The organism is Streptomyces sp. XH2, from assembly GCF_049725035.1.
GTDB classification, from domain to species: Bacteria; Actinomycetota; Actinomycetes; order Streptomycetales; family Streptomycetaceae; genus Streptomyces; species Streptomyces roseoverticillatus.
Genome location: NZ_JBMMMZ010000007.1, coordinates 298,998 through 315,465 on the forward strand (window position 1 = coordinate 298,998; position 16,468 = coordinate 315,465).

Genomic DNA, 16,468 nt, shown 5'->3' on the forward strand with positions numbered 1-16,468 from the left:
GAGCGGGCGGCCCCTGGCGAGCGGCGCCGGGCGGGCGCCCTACGCCCAATCCTTGCCGGTGCGCCCGCGCTTGGTCTCGGCGCGCTGCTTCTTCTGCCGCAGCCGCCGCTCGTTGATGCCGCGCGGGATCTTCGTGGCGCGGCGCGGCTTCGGCGGCGGCGCCGTCGCCTCGGCGAGCAGCGACGCGAGGCGCACGGCGGCGGTCTCGCGATTGCGCCACTGCGAGCGGTGCTCGGAGGCCCGTACGGTCACGACGCCGCCGACGAGCCGGCCCGCGAGCTTCGCCAGGGCGCGCTCCTTCCACACTTCCGGCAGCGCTTCCGTGCGCGCGAGGTCGAACCGCAGCTCGACCTGGCTGTCGCTGGTGTTGACGTGCTGGCCGCCGGGGCCGGAGGAACGCGAGAAACGCCACTGGAGCTCGGCCTCCGGCAGGGAGACCGAACCGCGGATGACGTAGGGGCCGGACATGCCCCCATGATCCCGCGTCGACGGGGACACGTCACGCCGTTTTGCGCCACGGGCCGGGGCAGGCGTTGGGGACGCGCGTCGGGGCCGTCCGCCGGAGGCCGTCTGCCGGAGCCGTCTGCCGGAGCCGTGCGTCAGGGTCGTGCAAAGAAGGTAAAGCCGGATGGAACCCAGGGGCCCTCGGACGGCGTTATCAAGGGTGACGGTGACCCGCGTGCCGGGGTGCCGCTGCAGAACCGATGCAGACCTGACCAGAAAGGGACAATTCCCATGGCTGTAAGCCTGTCCAAGGGCGGCAACGTCTCCCTCACCAAGGAGGCCCCGGGCCTGACGGCCGTCACGGTCGGCCTCGGCTGGGACGTCCGCACCACCACCGGCACGGACTTCGACCTCGACGCGAGCGCGATCGCCGTGAACGCCGGCGGCCGGGTCTACTCCGACGCCCACTTCGTCTTCTTCAACAACAAGTCGACGCCGGACCAGTCCATCGTCCACACCGGCGACAACACCACCGGCCAGGGCGAGGGCGACGACGAGTCGATCAACGTCAACCTCGCCGCCCTCCCGGCCGACGTCGACAAGATCGTCTTCCCGGTCTCCATCTACGACGCGGTGGCCCGCAGCCAGAACTTCGGCCAGGTCCGCAACGCCTACATCCGCATCGTCAACCAGGCCGGCGGCGCCGAGCTCGCCCGCTACGACCTGAGCGAGGACGCCGCCACCGAGACCGCCATGGTCTTCGGCGAGCTCTACCGCAACGGCGCGGACTGGAAGTTCCGCGCGGTCGGCCAGGGCTATGCCTCGGGCCTGCAGGGCATCGCCCAGGACTTCGGCGTCAACGTCTGACGGCAGTAGCAGGACGAGGGGCCGCCCCGCGGTGCGGGGCGGCCCCTGCCGGCTCGGCTCAGCCGAAGCGGCCGGTGCCGGAGAGCTTCCAGTCACGGTTGCACTCGGGACCACAGCGCCAGGACAACGGCGGATTCGCGGTCACGTTCAACCGGCCGTCGAGCAGCCACGTACCGACTTCACCAGTGGTCGTGTTGTGCCACAGCAGATCCGTCTTACCGTCACCGTTGAAATCCCCGGTCCCGGAAAGCTTCCAATCCCGGTTGCACTCCGGGCCACACCGCCACGACAGCGGCGGATTCGCGGTCACGTTCAACCGGCCGTCGAGCAGCCACGTACCGACTTCACCAGTGGTCGTGTTGTGCCACAGCAGATCCGTCTTACCGTCACCGTTGAAATCCCCGGTCCCGGAAAGCTTCCAATCCCGGTTGCACTCCGGGCCACACCGCCAGGACAGGGGCGGATTCGCGATGACATTACGGTTGCCGTCCAGCAACCACGTACCAACCTCACCAGTAGTGGTGTTGTGCCACAGCAGGTCGGTCTTGCCATCGCCATTGAAGTCCCCGGTCCCGGAAAGCTTCCAATCCCGGTTGCACTCGGGACCACACCGCCACGACAACGGCGGATTCGCGATGACATTACGGTTGCCGTCCAGCAACCACGTACCAACCTCACCAGTAGTGGTGTTGTGCCACAGCAGGTCGGTCTTGCCGTCGCCGTTGAAGTCCCCGGTCCCGGAAAGCTTCCAATCCCGGTTGCACTCCGGTCCGCACCGCCAGGACAGGGACGGATTGGCGATGACATTGCGGTTGCTGTCGAGGAGCCAGGTCCCCACTTCACCGCTGGTCGTGTTGTGCCACAACACATCGGTGGTGTTCCCTACCGCGCCGGCAGGCGTGCTCGTGGTGGCGACGGCGAGGGCCAGCGCGGTCAGCCCCGCCGCCACCAGAGCGCCGAGTCTTCGGAACGGACTCGTTTCCATGAACGAACCTCCTGGGTGAAGAGCCACGGTGCCTGCCGAGGATGGCGCGTACGGGACCGGATGGCCAGGGCTCCGGCTCGCTGAAGCCGCTCCGGCTGAGCTCCGGTCGCTCCGGCCGCTCCGGCGCCCCTGGTGCGCCACGAACCCGACGCCGGGCTGGGAGCCCCGCGAAGCTGGGTAGAACCAAGAGGAGCTTGCCCGCCCATACCACACCACCGTCCGGTTGCGCACACTCCGTAACCACCTGCTGAGCAGCGGAGTTGGGCTTCTTCGGGGCGGGTAGGTGTACCCAAGGAGGGGACCCGTGGAGACAGGACTCACGCACCATGGACGACGGCGACTCGCTCGAACGCATTCTTGCCGCGGCGATCAGGGACCGGGACCGCGAGCCCGAGCTCTGCCCGGGGTGCCGGCAGCCCCTTCGGGTCGTCGTCGTGGCGGAGAATCCCGGCGACGCAACGTCCCCGGTGATCGTGCGCGGCGTCTGCCCCGCGTGCCCCAAGGGGCTGGGCGCCGCGGCCCCCTGAAGCACCTGGCCCTGGCCTGTCCGAACTGCCAGAACATGATGCAGCAGATGGGCAACGGCGTGTACAAGTGCTGGAGCTGCGGTTACACCAGTACGGGGTGACGCACGGGGCCGTCACCACGGCTTCGGCGGGTCATCGCTGAGTGAAGCCCAGGGCTACGGCCGCGGATGCGGGCCGCACCGAATGCGGCGATGCTGGTTGGGCCAGCGTTCCGTGAGGAGGACGGCCATGTCCATGCTCGACAAGCTCAAGTCCATGCTCAAGGGCCATGAGGACACAGCCCGGCAGGGTGTCGAGAAGGCGGGCGACGCGTTCGACGCCAAGACCGAGAACAAGTACCAGAGCCAGGTCGACACCGCCCAGCAGAAGATCAACGAGCAGTTGGGCACCCAGGAGCGGCCCGAGGACCGGCCGCCGACCTGACCCCGGGGTCCGGCCCCGGGTTCGCCACGGCCGTCACCACAGGCGGTCGGTCTCCCCCGGGTAGAGCCCGATGCGGCTCTGCTCGAACGCGGCCGCATCGCGCCGCGCCCGCGCCGTGAAGAAGGCGCCCATGGTGACCTTGTCGAAGCCGGGCTGGTCGCTGGGGAAGGGGTCGCGCGGCGTGCCGCCGATCAGCACCGCTCCGGGGAGGGTCCGCCAGCCCGCACTCTCGTAGAAGGGCTGCAGCGGGCGGTCGCAGGTGAAGAGCCCCACGTCCGCACCGCTCGCGGCGATCACCTCACGGGCGGCGGCCACCAGCTGCCGCCCGTGTCCCTTGCCGCGGTGCGCCGTGTCCGTGACGACCGCGCTGAGGCCGGACGCCCGGTACGTCCGGCCGCCGTGGGTGATCTCCTTGGAGAGGATGTCCAGCGCCGCCCGTACGCCGCCGTCCGGTGCGACGAGCAGCATCGCGACGGGCCGCAGAGCCGGGTCGTGGGGCCCGCCGCCCGGCCACGCCTGCTCGCGCAGGGCCTCGGCGCCGGCCCGCAGCTCCGGCGGGGTCTCCGCCTCCGGCACCGTGACGATCCGCATGGCTCCCCGCCCCTTCGTACTGCCGTACGCCCTGGCCCCGCAGGTTAACGCAGCGCCGCCGCGCCCGCCTGCGCGAACTTCTCGTCCAGGTCGCCGCTCGGGGCCCCGGCCACACCGATCCCGGCCACCGGCGCGCCCTTGACCTGGACCGGCGTACCACCCGGCAGGAACAGCGTGCCGGGGATGTCCTTGAGGTTCGGGACGCTCTGGAGGCGCTTGACGAGCTCCGAGGTGGGAGCGTTCCAGGAGACGGCCGTGAAGCCCTTCCGCACGGCCGACTCGTAGGACTGCGGGCCCGCGCCGTCGCCGCGCAGGGTCACCAGCGTGTTGCCGTTGCGGTCGACCACCGCGACGGACACCTTCTGGCCCTCCTTCTTCGCCGCGGCCAGGGCGGCCTGGGCGGCGCGCGCCGCCGCGTCCACCGACAGGTGCGCGGACTCGGTCACGCCGCTGCCGGCCACGGACACCGGAGCCTGGCGCTCCGCCGCGGGCGAGGCGGTCGCGGAGACCGCCCCGAACGTACCGGCGGCGACGACGGCCGCACCGGCCGCGCCCACGAGCACCCGGCTCCGGACGGAGAGCTTGCCCAGGACGGACTTCACAGCGTTCATTTCGGCTCCTCAACAGGCCAGTGGTCGCTTGTCCCTCCATCGTTCGCGGCCGCGGGCGCCCCGGCATCGACGTCCCGGCTGCCCCCGGGGTCAACCGATCGGCTGATGCGAGAGCCCGCTGCGCGGGTTAGGAACAGGAGGTGACCATTCCCGACGATGACGACCCCGGCGCCCGCCGCCTCGCCCTCGTCATGCACGCCGCCTTCTTCCTGCTCCTCTCCGCCTCCTTCGCCCGCTTCCTCATCCGGCATCCGGGCGAGCCCCGCACCCCGTGGATCACCGTCCTCAGCGTGCTGCTCGCCCTGCTCTACGTGCTGAGCCCGGCCTTCGTCCGCCCCCGGCCGCAGCTGCTGTGGCTGGCCGCCGTCGTCGCGACGTGGGCCGTCCTCGTCGTGCTCGCGCCGAGCTTCGCGTGGTGCTCGGTGCCGCTGCTCTACACGGGGCTGCGCACGCTGCCCGCCCGCGCCGCCGTCCTCCTGGTCGCCTTCCTCACCGGCCTGGTCGTGGTGGCCCAGCTCCGGCTGTCGCACGGCTTCGACCCCACCCTCGTGCTCGCCCCGCCCGCCGTGGCCGCGATCGCCACCGCCGCCTTCCTGCACACCCAGCGCCAGACGGAGCGGCAGCGCGCCCTGATCGACGACCTGGTCCGCACGCGCCGCGAACTGGCCGCGACCGAGCGCCGCGAGGGGGCGCTGGCCGAGCGGCAGCGGCTGTCGATGGAGATCCACGACACCCTGGCCCAGGGCCTGTCCAGCCAGCGCATGCTGCTGCAGGCCGCGGACCGGACCTGGGACGCGGACCCGGAGGCCGCCCGGCGCCACACCCGTACCGCCGCCGACATCGCCGCCCGCGGCCTGGCCGAGACCCGCCGGTTCGTCAACGACCTGGCCGCTCCGCAGTTCGACGGCGGCGCACGGCTGGAGGACGCGCTGCGGGCGCTGGCCGCCTCGGAGACGGCCGAGGGAACCGGGACGCCCGTGCTCTTCCACCTCGACGGGACCCCGGTCGCGCTGCCGGACGGGGTGCGGGCCGCGCTGCTGCGGATCGCCCAGGGCGCCCTGGCGAACGTCCGCGAGCACGCGGGCGCGGCGACGGCCGCCCTCACCCTGAGCTACCTCGGTGACCAGGTCGTCCTCGACGTCGCCGACGACGGGCGCGGGTTCGCGCCGGGCGCGCCCCCTTCCCCCGCCGGCGGGCGCGGGCACGGCCTGCCGGCGATGCGGGCGCGCGTGCGGCAGCTCGGCGGCACCCTGACCATCGAGTCGGCGCCCGGCGAGGGCACCGTCGTCTCCGTGTGCGTTCCCCTGGAGTCCCCGTGACCGCAGTCCCCGTGACCAGCCCCGAACCCCCTCGTCCCATCCGCATTCTGCTGTGCGACGACCACGCCGTCGTCCGGGCCGGGTTGCTGGCGCTGCTGTCCAGCGCGCCGGGCATCGAGGTCGTGGGCGAGGCGGGCGGCGGCGAGGAAGCGGTCGTGCTGGCCGCCCGGCTGAGTCCCGACGTCGTCCTGATGGACCTTCAACTGGGTCCGGGCATGGACGGGATCGAGGCGACGCGCCGCATCGTCGCGGAAGCCGCCGCAGGAACGGAACGCGGCAGTCCGCACGTCCTCGTCCTCACCACTTACGACACGGACGCCGACATCACCCGCGCCATCGACGCGGGAGCAACGGGGTACTTGCTGAAGGCCGAGCGCCCGGAGGAGCTGTTCTCGGCCATCCGTGCGGCGGCCGAGGGGCGTACGACGCTGTCGCCGCCCGTCGCGAGCCGCGTCATGGCACGGGTGCGCGGCGCGGGGCGGCCCGCGCTCACCGACCGCGAGCGGGACATCCTCGGTCAACTCGCCCGCGGGCTGGGCAATCGGGAGATCGCTCGCGCTCTGTTCATCAGCGAGGCGACGGTGAAGACCCATCTGGGGCGGATCTACGACAAGTTGGGCGTCGACACGCGGTCGGGCGCGGTCGCCGTGGCGAAGGAGCAGCGCCTGCTGCCCTGATGCCCGCCCGCGCGCCCCGATGTTCGCCCGGCGGCCCGGCGTTGGTCCGGACACCCCGGCGTTCGTCCGATTTTCGCCCTGACTTCACGCGGTCTTGATGCCGCCGGCCCTAGCCTGGCCGGCGGCCTGTAGCGGTCCGCGGCACTCCGCTTGTATGCAATCTCATCAGATCGCATACAACTACTGCCCTCGAACTGAGATACGGCGGATTTCAAGTCCAGACCAGCCCCGGCCAGTTCACCGCATAGCGGAACCAATCAACCGCGTTTCGGAGAACGACAGATCAAATCCTTGTTGCGCCCCTGTCAATGTCGGTCGGGGGATGGCACTCTCTCCTCAATCCACTCCTGCACCACTCCTGCACCACCGGGCAGCCGTAACCCGTGCTGCCCTAACCCCCCTCAAAGGGACGTGAGTTCACGGCCCGCACATAGGAGACAGAGTTGAGAAGCGTCACCTCCACCTCCCGCAAGAACACCCTGCGCGCCGCCGCGCTCGTCGCCTCCGCCGCCATGGTCGTCGTGGCCGTGCAGACCGGCTCCGCGAGCGCCACCCCCGACAAGGCGAGCGAGGCTTCGCCCCTCGCCGTCTCCGCAGGGCAGCGGGTCGCCGCGATCAAGGACGCGCAGTCCGCGGCTCCTTCCACCGCCGCGAAGCTCGGCCTGGGCGGCAAGGAGAAGCTCGTCGTCCGTGACGTGATCAAGGACGCGAACGGCACGGTCCACACCCGCTACGAGCGCACCTTCGACGGCCTGCCGGTGCTCGGCGGCGACCTCGTCGTGCACGAGGCGAAGAGCGGCTCGCGCAGCGTCGACAAGGCGACCGACGCCGAGATATCCGTGCCCAGCACCACCCCGGCCCAGGCCCCCGCCGCCGCGAAGAAGAGCGCGCTCAGCGCCGCCGCGGACGAGAAGACCGCCAAGGCCGGCGCCGAGCGGGCGCCGCGCAAGGTCGTCTGGGCCGCCGAGGGCAAGCCCGTCCTCGCCTACGAGACCGTGGTCACGGGCGTCCAGAAGGACGGCACGCCCAGCAAGCTGCACGTGATCACCGACGCCAACACCGGCAAGAAGCTGTTCCAGCGCGAGGCCATCGAGACCGGCACGGGCACCAGCACCTACAGCGGCACCGTCCCGCTCTCCACCACCAAGGGCGGCGACGGCTACCAGCTCCAGGACGGCGAGCGCGGCGGCCACAAGACCTACAACCTCTCCCAGGGCACCGACGGCACCGGCACCCTCTTCACCAACCCCACCGACACCTGGGGCGACGGCGACCAGAAGGCCGCCGTCGACGCCCACTACGGCGCGGCCGTGACCTGGGACTTCTACAAGAACGTGCTCGGCCGCACCGGCATCAAGAACGACGGCGTCGCCGCGTACTCCCGCGTCCACTACGGCGACAGCTACGTCAACGCCTTCTGGGACGACGAGTGCTTCTGCATGACCTACGGCGACGGCGAGGGCAACAAGAACCCGCTGACCTCGCTCGACGTGGCCGCGCACGAGATGAGCCACGGCGTCACCTCCGCCACGGCCGGCCTGGTCTACAGCGGCGAGTCCGGCGGCCTCAACGAGGCCACCTCGGACATCTTCGGCACCGCCGCCGAGTTCTACGCCAACAACTCCACCGACAAGGGCGACTACCTCATCGGTGAGCAGATCAACATCAACGGCGACGGCACCCCGCTGCGCTACATGGACAAGCCCAGCAAGGACGGCGGGTCCAAGGACTACTGGTCCTCCTCGCTCGGCCGCCTGGACGTCCACTACTCCTCGGGCCCGGCCAACCACTTCTTCTACCTGCTGTCCGAGGGCAGCGGCGCGAAGACGGTCAACGGCGTGTCGTACGACAGCCCGACCTACAACAACGTCAAGGTCACCGGCATCGGCCGGGACAAGGCCACCAAGATCTGGTACAAGGCCCTGACCACGTACTTCACCTCCACCACCAACTACAAGGCGGCCCGCACCGGCACCCTGAAGGCCACCGCGGACCTCTACGGCTCCACCAGCGCGGAGTACAAGGCGGTCGCCGCCGCCTGGACCGGGATCAACGTCAAGTAACGATCAAGCAGTAACGATCAACCGCACATGAGTCCGGGGTGCCCCGCCGCCGACGCGGGGCACCCCGGACTCGTCCGCGTCCGCCCGGGGCCACCGGCCCGCTCGTACACGTTTACGCGTCCGGCCCGCCGCCGTGACACCATCGAGGCGTGATCGACCTCGGCTACTCGCTCTCGCGACGCTTCCCCGACCCGCCGCAGACGGACTACCGCACCGCCGACGTGCGGGCCCTGCGGCACGACCTGTTCTGCGGGGACGTCTACATCGCCGACGTGAAGACGGACCGCGAGCTGTCCACAGCCTGGGGATGGGTGCCGGTGCTCGACTTCGCCTGGGCGCTGTGCGACGTCATCGAGCAGATCGACCGCGACCCGCGGGGCAACCGCTCGGCGACCACGCAGTTCGCCGAGCTCGACTTCACCGAGTCCACGGACTGCATGCTCTTCGAGCGGCGCTTCGGCTGGGTGGAGGTCTCCGCCGACTGGATGCCGGCCGACGAGCCCGCGCTCACCTTCGACCACCGCGCGCTGCGCCGCGAGGCCCGCGACTTCCTGCACGACCTGATCGCCGACCTGTGCGACATGCACGAGGGCCTCGCCGACAACCCCGTCATCTGGGACCTGCAGGCCCGCTTCCCGCGCGTCTAGCACCGCGGACCCCGGCCCTCCCGCGACTCTCAGCTCTCCGCGGCCCTCACCCCTCCACGCCCCTCACCCCTCCGCGGCCGTCACCCGGCCGCCGGCTCCACCCGTACGCCTATCTGCGCCGCGAACGCCGGAGCCAAATCCAGGAGTTGGGACGGGCTGATCACCGCGCCCGACAGGTGCTCGATGCCGCGGGCGATGTCGAGCTGCGTCACCGCCCGCAGGTCCACGTCCGTCATCCGGGCCCCCGTGAAGTCGGCGCGGCGCAGCGTGCAGTCGCGGAAGACGACGCGCTCCAGCCGGGCGCCGCCGAAGTCGGCCTCGGAGAGGACGACGCCCTCGAAGGTGACGTCCTTCAGGGCCGCCCCGCGCAGGTTCAGATAGTCGATCTTGCCGCCGCGGACGACGACCCGCTCCAGCGCCGCCCCGTGCAGCTGGGTGCCGCCGAGCCGGGCGTCCAGGATCTCCACGTCCCGCAGGCCGGCCTTCGACAGGTCGGTGCCCACGCCGCGGACCCCGTCCAGCACGCAGTCCGTGAACCGGGCCGCCACCAGCTCCGTTTCGTCCAGGGCGCAGCGGTAGAGCCCGCAGTCCAGGAAGCGGGCGCCTATGCCCGACTGCCCCGCGAAGGAGGCGTCCGTGAACGCGAGGCCGTCGTAGTCGCCCTCGGGCTCCAGCTCCGTGCCGTCGTGCGGCCGCAGCGGGGGCAGCCGCACCTCCGGAAGCTTCACCTCCGGGAACGCCGCCGCCGTCCGCTTCCCGCCGTGAGTCGTCATGCCGTCCACGGTGACACAGGGCACTGACAACGGCACTTGACCTCAACCTTGGCTGAGGTTGAAGACTCAAGGGCATCAACAGCGCGACACGCGTCACGCAGAACGCCCCGCAGAACGCCCTGGAGACCGCCATGCACGCCGTACGACTGCACGCCTTCGGCCCCGCCGAGAACCTCGTCCACGAGCACGTCGAGGACCCTGTGCCCGGCCCCGGGCAGCTCCGGATCTCCGTCGCCGCCGCCGGCGTGCACCTGCTCGACACCGCCCTGCGCTCCGGCTACACCAGTGCCGTCCACACCGCACCCGAACTGCCGACCATCCCCGGCCGCGAGGTCGCCGGCACGGTCGACGCCCTCGGCGAAGGGGTCGACCCGAGCTGGCTCGGCCGGCGCGTCGTCGCCCACCTCGGCATGGTCCCCGGCGGCTACGCCGAGCTCGCCGTCACCGCCGCCGAGAAGGTGCACGAACTGCCCGACGGGCTCGGCGAGGCCGAGGCCATCGCCATGATCGGCACCGGCCGCACCACGCTCGCCGTCCTCGGCTTCGCCGAGCTGAGCAGCAAGGACGTCGCCGTGGTGACCTCCGCCGCCGGCGGCATCGGCGCCCTCCTCGTGCAGTACGCCAAGAACGCCGGCGCCACCGTCATCGGCCTCGCCGGCGGCCCCGTCAAGGCGGAGCGCGTGCGCGCCCTGGGCGCCGACACCGCCCTCGACTACACCGACCCCGCCTGGCCGGACGCCGCCCGCGCGGCCCTCGGCGGACGGGCCGCCACCGTCGTCTTCGACGGGGTCGGCGGCGAGGCCGCCCGCGCCGCCGTCGGCCTGCTCGGCCCCGGCGGCAGCCACCTGGTCTTCGGCTGGTCCGCCGACGGCCTGACCAGCAGCGGACCGTCGTTCACCCTCGGCGAGGAGGAGCTCGCCGAGCGGGGCATCACCTCCCGCAACGTCCTCGGCCCCGCCATGCTGGAGCGCGTCGGCGGCCCCGAAGGACTGCGCCGCCTGGAGGCCACGGCCCTCGCCGACGCCGCCGAGGGCCGCGTCACCCCGCTGGTCACCCGCTTCCCCCTCACCGAGGCCGCCGAAGCCCACCGGGCCCTCGAAACCCGGCGCACGGTCGGCAAGGTGGTGCTCGTCCCGTAGCACCGCCGCCCCGTAGAGCTCACAGAACCCGTCCCATAAACGGAGTCCCGCCTTCGACAGGCGTCCCTCACCCGTCCGGCCTACGCTGGAGTGCGGATCTCTGCACGTACGGCCGTGAGAGCGGGTCCCATGAGTTCCTCGGACACAGGCCCCATACCGATATCCCCCTCCGCACCCGACCCCCGCCGCTGGTGGGCCCTGGTCGTCATCGCGATCGCCCAGCTGATGGTCGTCCTGGACGCCACCATCGTGAACATCGCCCTGCCGTCCGCACAGCGCGCCCTGCACATGTCGGACGGCAACCGGCAGTGGGTCATCACCGCCTACACCCTGGCCTTCGGCGGCCTGCTGCTCCTCGGCGGCAGGATCGCCGACCTGGCCGGCCGCAAGCGCACCTTCATGACCGGCCTCGTCGGCTTCGCCGCCGCCTCCGCCCTCGGCGGCGCCGCGCACACCTCCGGCCTGCTGTTCATGGCCCGCGCCCTGCAGGGCGCCTTCGCCGCGCTCCTGGCCCCCTCCGCGCTCTCCCTGCTGACCACCACCTTCACCGTCGGCAAGGAACGCGCGAAGGCCTTCGGCATCTACGGCGCCATCGCGGGCGGCGGCGCCGCGATCGGACTGATCGCCGGCGGCCTGCTCACCGAATACCTCGACTGGCGCTGGTGCCTCTACGTGAACGTGCCGATCGCCCTGGCCGCCCTGCTCGGCGCCGGAGCCTTCCTCCACGACGACCGGCGCCGCGGCGAACGCCCCCGCCTGGACATCCGCGGCGTCCTCCTGGGCTGCGGCGGCCTCGTCTGCATCGTCTACGCCTGCAGCGAGGCCGAGCCGCGCGGCTGGGGCGACCCGCTCGTCCTCGGCCTGCTGTGCGGCGGCGTGGCGCTCCTGTGCGCCTTCGCGTGGTGGCAGAGCCGCGCGCCGAGCCCGCTGCTCCCCCTGCAGATCGTCCGCGACCGCAACCGCGGCGGGGCGTTCCTGACGATGGGCCTGGCCGTCATCGCCATGTTCGGCATGTTCCTGTTCATGACCTACTACCTGCAGGTCGTCCTCGGCTACTCCCCCGTGAAGACCGGCCTCGCGTTCCTCCCCATGACCGCGGCCATCGTCGCCGGGTCCACCCAGATCTCCGCCCGCCTGCTGAACCACGTGCCCCCGCGGGCGCTCATGGTGCCCGGTGCCGTCCTCGCCGCCGGCGGGCTGTTCCTGCTCACGTTCCTGCCCGTCGAGCCCGCCTACGCCAGCCACGTCCTGCCCGCCGAGCTCCTCGTCGGCCTCGGCATGGGCCTGATCTTCATGCCCGTCATGGCCACCGCCACCGCAGGCGTCGCCCCGCAGGACGCCGGCGTCACCTCCGCCACGGTCAACACCGCGCAGCAGGTGGGCGGCTCCATCGGCACCGCCCTCCTCAACACCATCGCCACGTCCACCAGCGCCGCCTACATCACCGCCCACCTCAAGACCGCCGCAGCCACCGCCGCGGCGACCGGCGGCGCCCTGACCCCCGCCGCCCGCGACACCGTCGTCAAGACCGGCGTCGTCCACGGCTTCCACGTCGCGATCGCCTGGGGCTCGGGGATCATGCTCCTCGCCGGCCTCGTCGCCGGCATCCTGGTCACGGCCGGACCGCCCGAGCACGCGAGCCCCCTCGGGGACGTCGAGGCGAGCCCGCCCGGCACGGAGACCGCCGAGGCCGAGGAACGGCACCACATGCGCGCCCACGAGCCGGGGGACGGCCCCACATGACCACCCCGGCGAACGCCCCCGCGAAAACCGCCGGCCCCGTGCGCCGCCGCCCTCCGCAAATGACCCGGTAAACCACCCGGGACCCCGGGGCGGAACCGGTGGCCGCTACGCCACCACCCGCATCCCGTGCGCCGTATTGTTCAACCGCCGCCCACCCGACTCCGTGCACACGACGATGTCCTCGATCCGCACACCGAAACGCCCCGGAAGATAAATCCCCGGTTCGATGGAGAAACACATCCCCGGCACCAGCGGCAGGTGTTCGCCCTCCACCAGATACGGCGGCTCGTGCGTCGTCACACCGATGCCGTGCCCCGTACGGTGAATGAAGTATTCCCCGAACCCCGCCGCCCGGATGACCTGCCGCGCCACCCGGTCGACCTCCTGGCACGCCACGCCCGGCCGCACCGCCTCGAACGCCGCCTGCTGCGCCTCGCGCACCACGTCGTGCACCTTGCGCTCCTCGGCCGTCGCCAGCCCCACGTGCACCGTACGCGTCGTGTCCGAGCCGTAGCCATCCTTCAGGCCGCCGAAGTCCATGACGACCATGTCACCCAGCTCGATGACCCGGTCGCCCGCTTCATGATGCGGATCGGCACCGTTCGGACCGGATCCGACAATCGTGAAGTCCACCTGACTGTGGCCGTGTTCGAGCAGCAGGCGCGCCAGGTCGGCCGCCACCTCCCGCTCCGTCCGGCCCTCGAACTGCAGCCCCGACACGTCCTCGTACGCGGCGTCCGCCGCCGCGCCCGCGGCCGCGAGCCGCTCCACCTCGTAGGCGTCCTTCACCGCCCGCAGCATCGGCATGACCTCGGTGAACGCCCCGTACGACACCTCCGGGCAGGCCCGTTGCAGACCCAGCAGGTGCAGCGCCCAGGCATTGTCCGAGACGCCGTAGCGGCTCCTCGGCCGGAGCAGCGGGGCCAGCGCCGCGTACGGATCCTGGCCGTCGCTCCAGCCGGTGACCGACAACGACGGTGCCGCCGGGGCACGTTCGGCGTCGGGCCGCTCCAGGGCGGGGACGAGCAGCCGCGGCCGCTCGCCCGGCGCGATCAGCAGGGCGGTCAACCGCTCGGTGGGAGGCGGGCGGTAGCCCGTGAGCCAGTCCAAGTCGGGGCCCGGTGTGACGATCAGACCGGCCAGGCCGGAGTCGGCGGCCTCGACGGCGGCGCGCTCCAGGCGGTCGGCATAGGCCGGCCCGCCCGAGGATCCACCGGGCGGGGTCGGGGCGGGGGCGGCGGCATCGCTCATGGGGGCAGAGTAATCCTGACGAAGGCGCCCGGCGCCGCGTTTCTCTACCCCACGGGTGACACTCCCTCATCCGGCCGGATGAGAGCGACCCCGACCCAGGACCGATTTCCCGGCGATTTTGTTGTGGAGGCAATTCGGGGCTGTCTAGCGTGTTCATGCCTTGCCTGCCGTCCGCCCACCTGAAGCGACCGCGGGAATCACCTAGCTAGGAGCACCAAGCATGTTCCGACGAGTCGGGCGGTTCGCCGTCCACCGACCATGGCTGACCATCGCCGGCTGGATCGTCGCCGCAGTGGCCCTCGTCCTGCTGGCACCGGGGCTGAAGTCCACGACCGATGAAACGGAATTCCTTCCTTCGCATTATGAATCCGTGCAGGCGGGCAAACTCCAGGAAAAGGCCTTCCCCAAGACCGAACAGCCCTCCGCCATCGTCGTCTTCCAGCGCTCCGACGGCGGAAAGCTCACCGACGCCGACCGCGCCGACGTCGCCAAGGTCACCCGCGGCCTGGACGACAAGCACCGCAAGGGCGTCGCCCGCATCGCGACGAGCCCGCAGGCCGTCTCCCCCAACGGCGAGATCGCCCTCGCCAACATCGTCGCGACCGACAGGAACTCCCAGGACGGCACCCTGCCCAACGCCGTCAAGGACCTCCGCGAGGACGCCAAGGGCCTGCTGGACGGCACCCACCTCAAGGCCGGCTTCACCGGTCAGGCGGCCACCAACCTGGACGCCCAGGAGTCCTCCGGCGACACCGACTCGATGATCATGTCGGCCACGCTCCTCCTGATCGTCGTCCTGCTGCTGGTCATCTTCCGCAGCCCGCTGATAGCGCTGATGCCCGTCCTCATCATCGCCCTCGTCTTCGCCGTCGCCCTCGGACTCATCGGCACCGCCGCCCACCTCGGCGGACTCAAGGCCGACACCTCCATCTCCGCCATCCTCATCGTCGTCCTCTTCGGCGTCGGCACCGACTACATCCTCTTCCTGCTCTTCCGCTACCGCGAGGAACTGCGCGCCGGACAGCAGCCCAAGGAGGCCCTCACCAACGCCGTCGCCCGCGTCGGCGAGACCATCGCCTCCGCCGCCGGCGCCGTCATCGTCGCCTTCCTCGCCCTCCTGCTCTCCACCATGGGCATGATGCGAGCGATGGGCCCCTCGCTCGCCATCGCCGTCGGCGTGACCCTCGTCGCCGCCCTCACCCTCGTGCCGGCCGTCTTCTCCCTGCTCGGCACCAAGGCCTTCTGGCCCTCCAAGGCCTGGAAGAAGCGCCCGCGCAACCGCGTCGCAGGCGGCCTCGGCGCGCTCGTCGCCCGCCGCCCCGCCGTCATCGCCACGCTCTCCGCCGCCGTCCTGGCCGTCCTCGCCCTCGGCGCCCTCAGCTTCAAGGCCGAGTTCGACACCGACAGCCAGCTGCCGCAGAAGCTGGAGTCGGTCCAGGCCATGAAGGACCTCCAGCGCGGCTTCTCCGCCGGCCAGTCCGACCCCGCCATGGTCTACGTCGAATCCCGCGGCGGCACCCTCGACAAGGGCGCCCTCGGCACGTACAAGAAGGAGCTCGCCGGGATCGACGGCGTCGGCGGCGTCTCCGACCCGGTCGTCAGCCCCGACGGCACCGTCGCCCAGTACAGCGTCGTCCTCAAGTACCGCCCCACCGAGGACAAGGCCATCGAACTCGCGGGCGGCACGCTGCGCGACAGCGCCCACAAGGCCGCACCCGACGGCGCCAAGGCCTACGTCGGCGGCACCTCCGCCGTCCTCGCCGACGTCGAGAAGGCCGTCAACCACGACTACAAGCTCGTCTTCCCCATCGCCGGCCTCGCGATCATGATCATCCTGGGCCTGCTGCTCCGCAGCCTCGTCGCCCCGCTCTACCTGATGATCGCCGTCGCCCTCGGCTTCGGCGCCACCCTCGGCTCCACGGTCTGGCTCTTCCAGGACCTCCAGCACAAGAACGGCCTGCTGTTCATGCTGCCGGTCATCGTCTACCTCTTCGTCGTCGCCATCGGCACCGACTACAACATCCTCATGGTCGCCCGCCTGCGCGAGGAGGTCCGGCGCGGCGTCCCGGCCCGCGAGGCCGTCCGCACCGCCGTCGCCCGCTCGGCCCCCACCATCGCCTCCGCCGCGGTCATCCTCGCCGGCACCTTCGGCGTCCTCCTGCTGGCCGACAACTCGATGCTCCAGCAGATGGGCTTCGCCGTCGCCTTCGGCATACTGCTCACGGCCTTCGTGATGGCCATGCTGCTCGTCCCGACGGTCACGTCCCTCCTGGGCCACAAGGCCTGGTGGCCGGGCCACCAGGACGCCCCGCGGGCCGGCTCCGCGGCCGAGACGGTCCCCGCCCAGGGCCGGGGCCGCCACCGGGGGGTGGAGGAGGAGATCCACAGCTGAAGAGTCAGCGGTCCGT

Annotated in this window: 16 protein-coding genes; 10 read left to right on the plus strand and 6 right to left on the minus strand. The window is 71.5% G+C overall.

Going from position 1 to position 16,468, the window contains the following annotated elements; translation table 11 throughout:
* Window positions 1–39 precede the first annotated feature (39 nt).
* Window positions 40–468: an alternative ribosome rescue aminoacyl-tRNA hydrolase ArfB gene (arfB, locus tag ACOTKD_RS16565; protein ID WP_424889707.1), complete on the minus strand. Its 429-nt coding sequence runs from the start codon at window positions 466–468 to the stop codon at window positions 40–42.
* 267 nt (window positions 469–735) lie between these two features.
* Between arfB and ACOTKD_RS16570 the strand changes: the two genes are divergently transcribed.
* Window positions 736–1,311: a TerD family protein gene (locus ACOTKD_RS16570; protein ID WP_030367208.1), complete on the plus strand. Its 576-nt coding sequence runs from the start codon at window positions 736–738 to the stop codon at window positions 1,309–1,311.
* Window positions 1,312–1,369: 58 nt separating this feature from the next.
* Here the strand turns inward: ACOTKD_RS16570 and ACOTKD_RS16575 are convergent, their stop codons facing one another.
* Window positions 1,370–2,296 carry an FG-GAP repeat domain-containing protein gene (locus ACOTKD_RS16575; protein ID WP_424889708.1) on the minus strand — a complete coding sequence of 309 codons (927 nt, stop codon included), beginning with the start codon at window positions 2,294–2,296 and terminating at the stop codon, window positions 1,370–1,372.
* Between the two features lie 326 nt (window positions 2,297–2,622).
* Here ACOTKD_RS16575 and ACOTKD_RS16580 point away from each other — a divergent pair, with 326 nt between their 5' ends.
* Entirely contained in the window at window positions 2,623–2,823 is a 201-nt protein-coding gene (locus ACOTKD_RS16580; protein ID WP_424889709.1) for a hypothetical protein, read from the plus strand.
* Between the two features lie 228 nt (window positions 2,824–3,051).
* Window positions 3,052–3,246 (plus strand): antitoxin, encoded by a 195-nt coding sequence (locus ACOTKD_RS16585; protein WP_424889710.1) that lies wholly within the window; start codon window positions 3,052–3,054, stop codon window positions 3,244–3,246.
* 33 nt (window positions 3,247–3,279) lie between these two features.
* Here ACOTKD_RS16585 and ACOTKD_RS16590 read toward each other — a convergent pair whose 3' ends face one another.
* Together ACOTKD_RS16590 and ACOTKD_RS16595 are read right to left on the minus strand one after the other, a co-directional pair.
* Window positions 3,280–3,837, minus strand: a complete 558-nt coding sequence (locus ACOTKD_RS16590; RefSeq protein ID WP_424889711.1) for a GNAT family N-acetyltransferase — start codon at window positions 3,835–3,837, stop codon at window positions 3,280–3,282.
* A gap of 44 nt (window positions 3,838–3,881) precedes the next feature.
* A complete protein-coding gene (locus ACOTKD_RS16595) occupies window positions 3,882–4,427 on the minus strand; it encodes a GlcG/HbpS family heme-binding protein (protein WP_424889848.1) in 546 nt (181 codons plus the stop codon).
* Between the two features lie 212 nt (window positions 4,428–4,639).
* On the opposite strand from ACOTKD_RS16595, the gene ACOTKD_RS16600 reads away from it, so the two are divergent.
* The 4 genes from ACOTKD_RS16600 to ACOTKD_RS16615 all read left to right on the plus strand — a co-directional run bounded on the left by ACOTKD_RS16600 (window position 4,640) and on the right by ACOTKD_RS16615 (window position 9,154).
* Complete coding sequence (locus ACOTKD_RS16600) at window positions 4,640–5,767, plus strand: sensor histidine kinase (protein ID WP_424889849.1); 1,128 nt, start codon at window positions 4,640–4,642, stop codon at window positions 5,765–5,767.
* Window positions 5,764–6,444: a response regulator gene (locus ACOTKD_RS16605; RefSeq protein WP_424889712.1), complete on the plus strand. Its 681-nt coding sequence runs from the start codon at window positions 5,764–5,766 to the stop codon at window positions 6,442–6,444. The genes ACOTKD_RS16600 and ACOTKD_RS16605 overlap by 4 nt, the downstream gene beginning before the upstream one ends.
* Before the next feature lie 443 nt (window positions 6,445–6,887).
* Window positions 6,888–8,507 (plus strand): M4 family metallopeptidase, encoded by a 1,620-nt coding sequence (locus ACOTKD_RS16610; RefSeq protein WP_424889713.1) that lies wholly within the window; start codon window positions 6,888–6,890, stop codon window positions 8,505–8,507.
* 149 nt (window positions 8,508–8,656) lie between these two features.
* On the plus strand, window positions 8,657–9,154 hold the full coding sequence (locus tag ACOTKD_RS16615) for a hypothetical protein (protein WP_424889714.1): 498 nt from the start codon (window positions 8,657–8,659) through the stop codon (window positions 9,152–9,154).
* A gap of 80 nt (window positions 9,155–9,234) precedes the next feature.
* Here the strand turns inward: ACOTKD_RS16615 and ACOTKD_RS16620 are convergent, their stop codons facing one another.
* Window positions 9,235–9,927, minus strand: coding sequence for a pentapeptide repeat-containing protein (locus ACOTKD_RS16620; protein WP_424889715.1), 693 nt, complete (start codon window positions 9,925–9,927; stop codon window positions 9,235–9,237).
* 131 nt (window positions 9,928–10,058) lie between these two features.
* On the opposite strand from ACOTKD_RS16620, the gene ACOTKD_RS16625 reads away from it, so the two are divergent.
* Both ACOTKD_RS16625 and ACOTKD_RS16630 read left to right on the plus strand, forming a co-directional pair.
* Window positions 10,059–11,066 (plus strand): zinc-binding dehydrogenase, encoded by a 1,008-nt coding sequence (locus tag ACOTKD_RS16625; protein WP_424889716.1) that lies wholly within the window; start codon window positions 10,059–10,061, stop codon window positions 11,064–11,066.
* Between the two features lie 129 nt (window positions 11,067–11,195).
* Window positions 11,196–12,809, plus strand: coding sequence for an MFS transporter (locus ACOTKD_RS16630; protein WP_424889717.1), 1,614 nt, complete (start codon window positions 11,196–11,198; stop codon window positions 12,807–12,809).
* 105 nt (window positions 12,810–12,914) lie between these two features.
* Here the strand turns inward: ACOTKD_RS16630 and ACOTKD_RS16635 are convergent, their stop codons facing one another.
* Entirely contained in the window at window positions 12,915–14,060 is a 1,146-nt protein-coding gene (locus tag ACOTKD_RS16635; RefSeq protein ID WP_424889718.1) for an aminopeptidase P family protein, read from the minus strand.
* A 220-nt stretch (window positions 14,061–14,280) separates the two neighbouring features.
* Here ACOTKD_RS16635 and ACOTKD_RS16640 point away from each other — a divergent pair, with 220 nt between their 5' ends.
* The gene (locus ACOTKD_RS16640) at window positions 14,281–16,452 is read left to right on the plus strand and encodes an MMPL family transporter (RefSeq protein ID WP_424889719.1); all 2,172 of its coding nucleotides are present in this window, start codon (window positions 14,281–14,283) and stop codon (window positions 16,450–16,452) included.
* The last annotated feature ends 16 nt before the right edge of the window (window positions 16,453–16,468 follow it).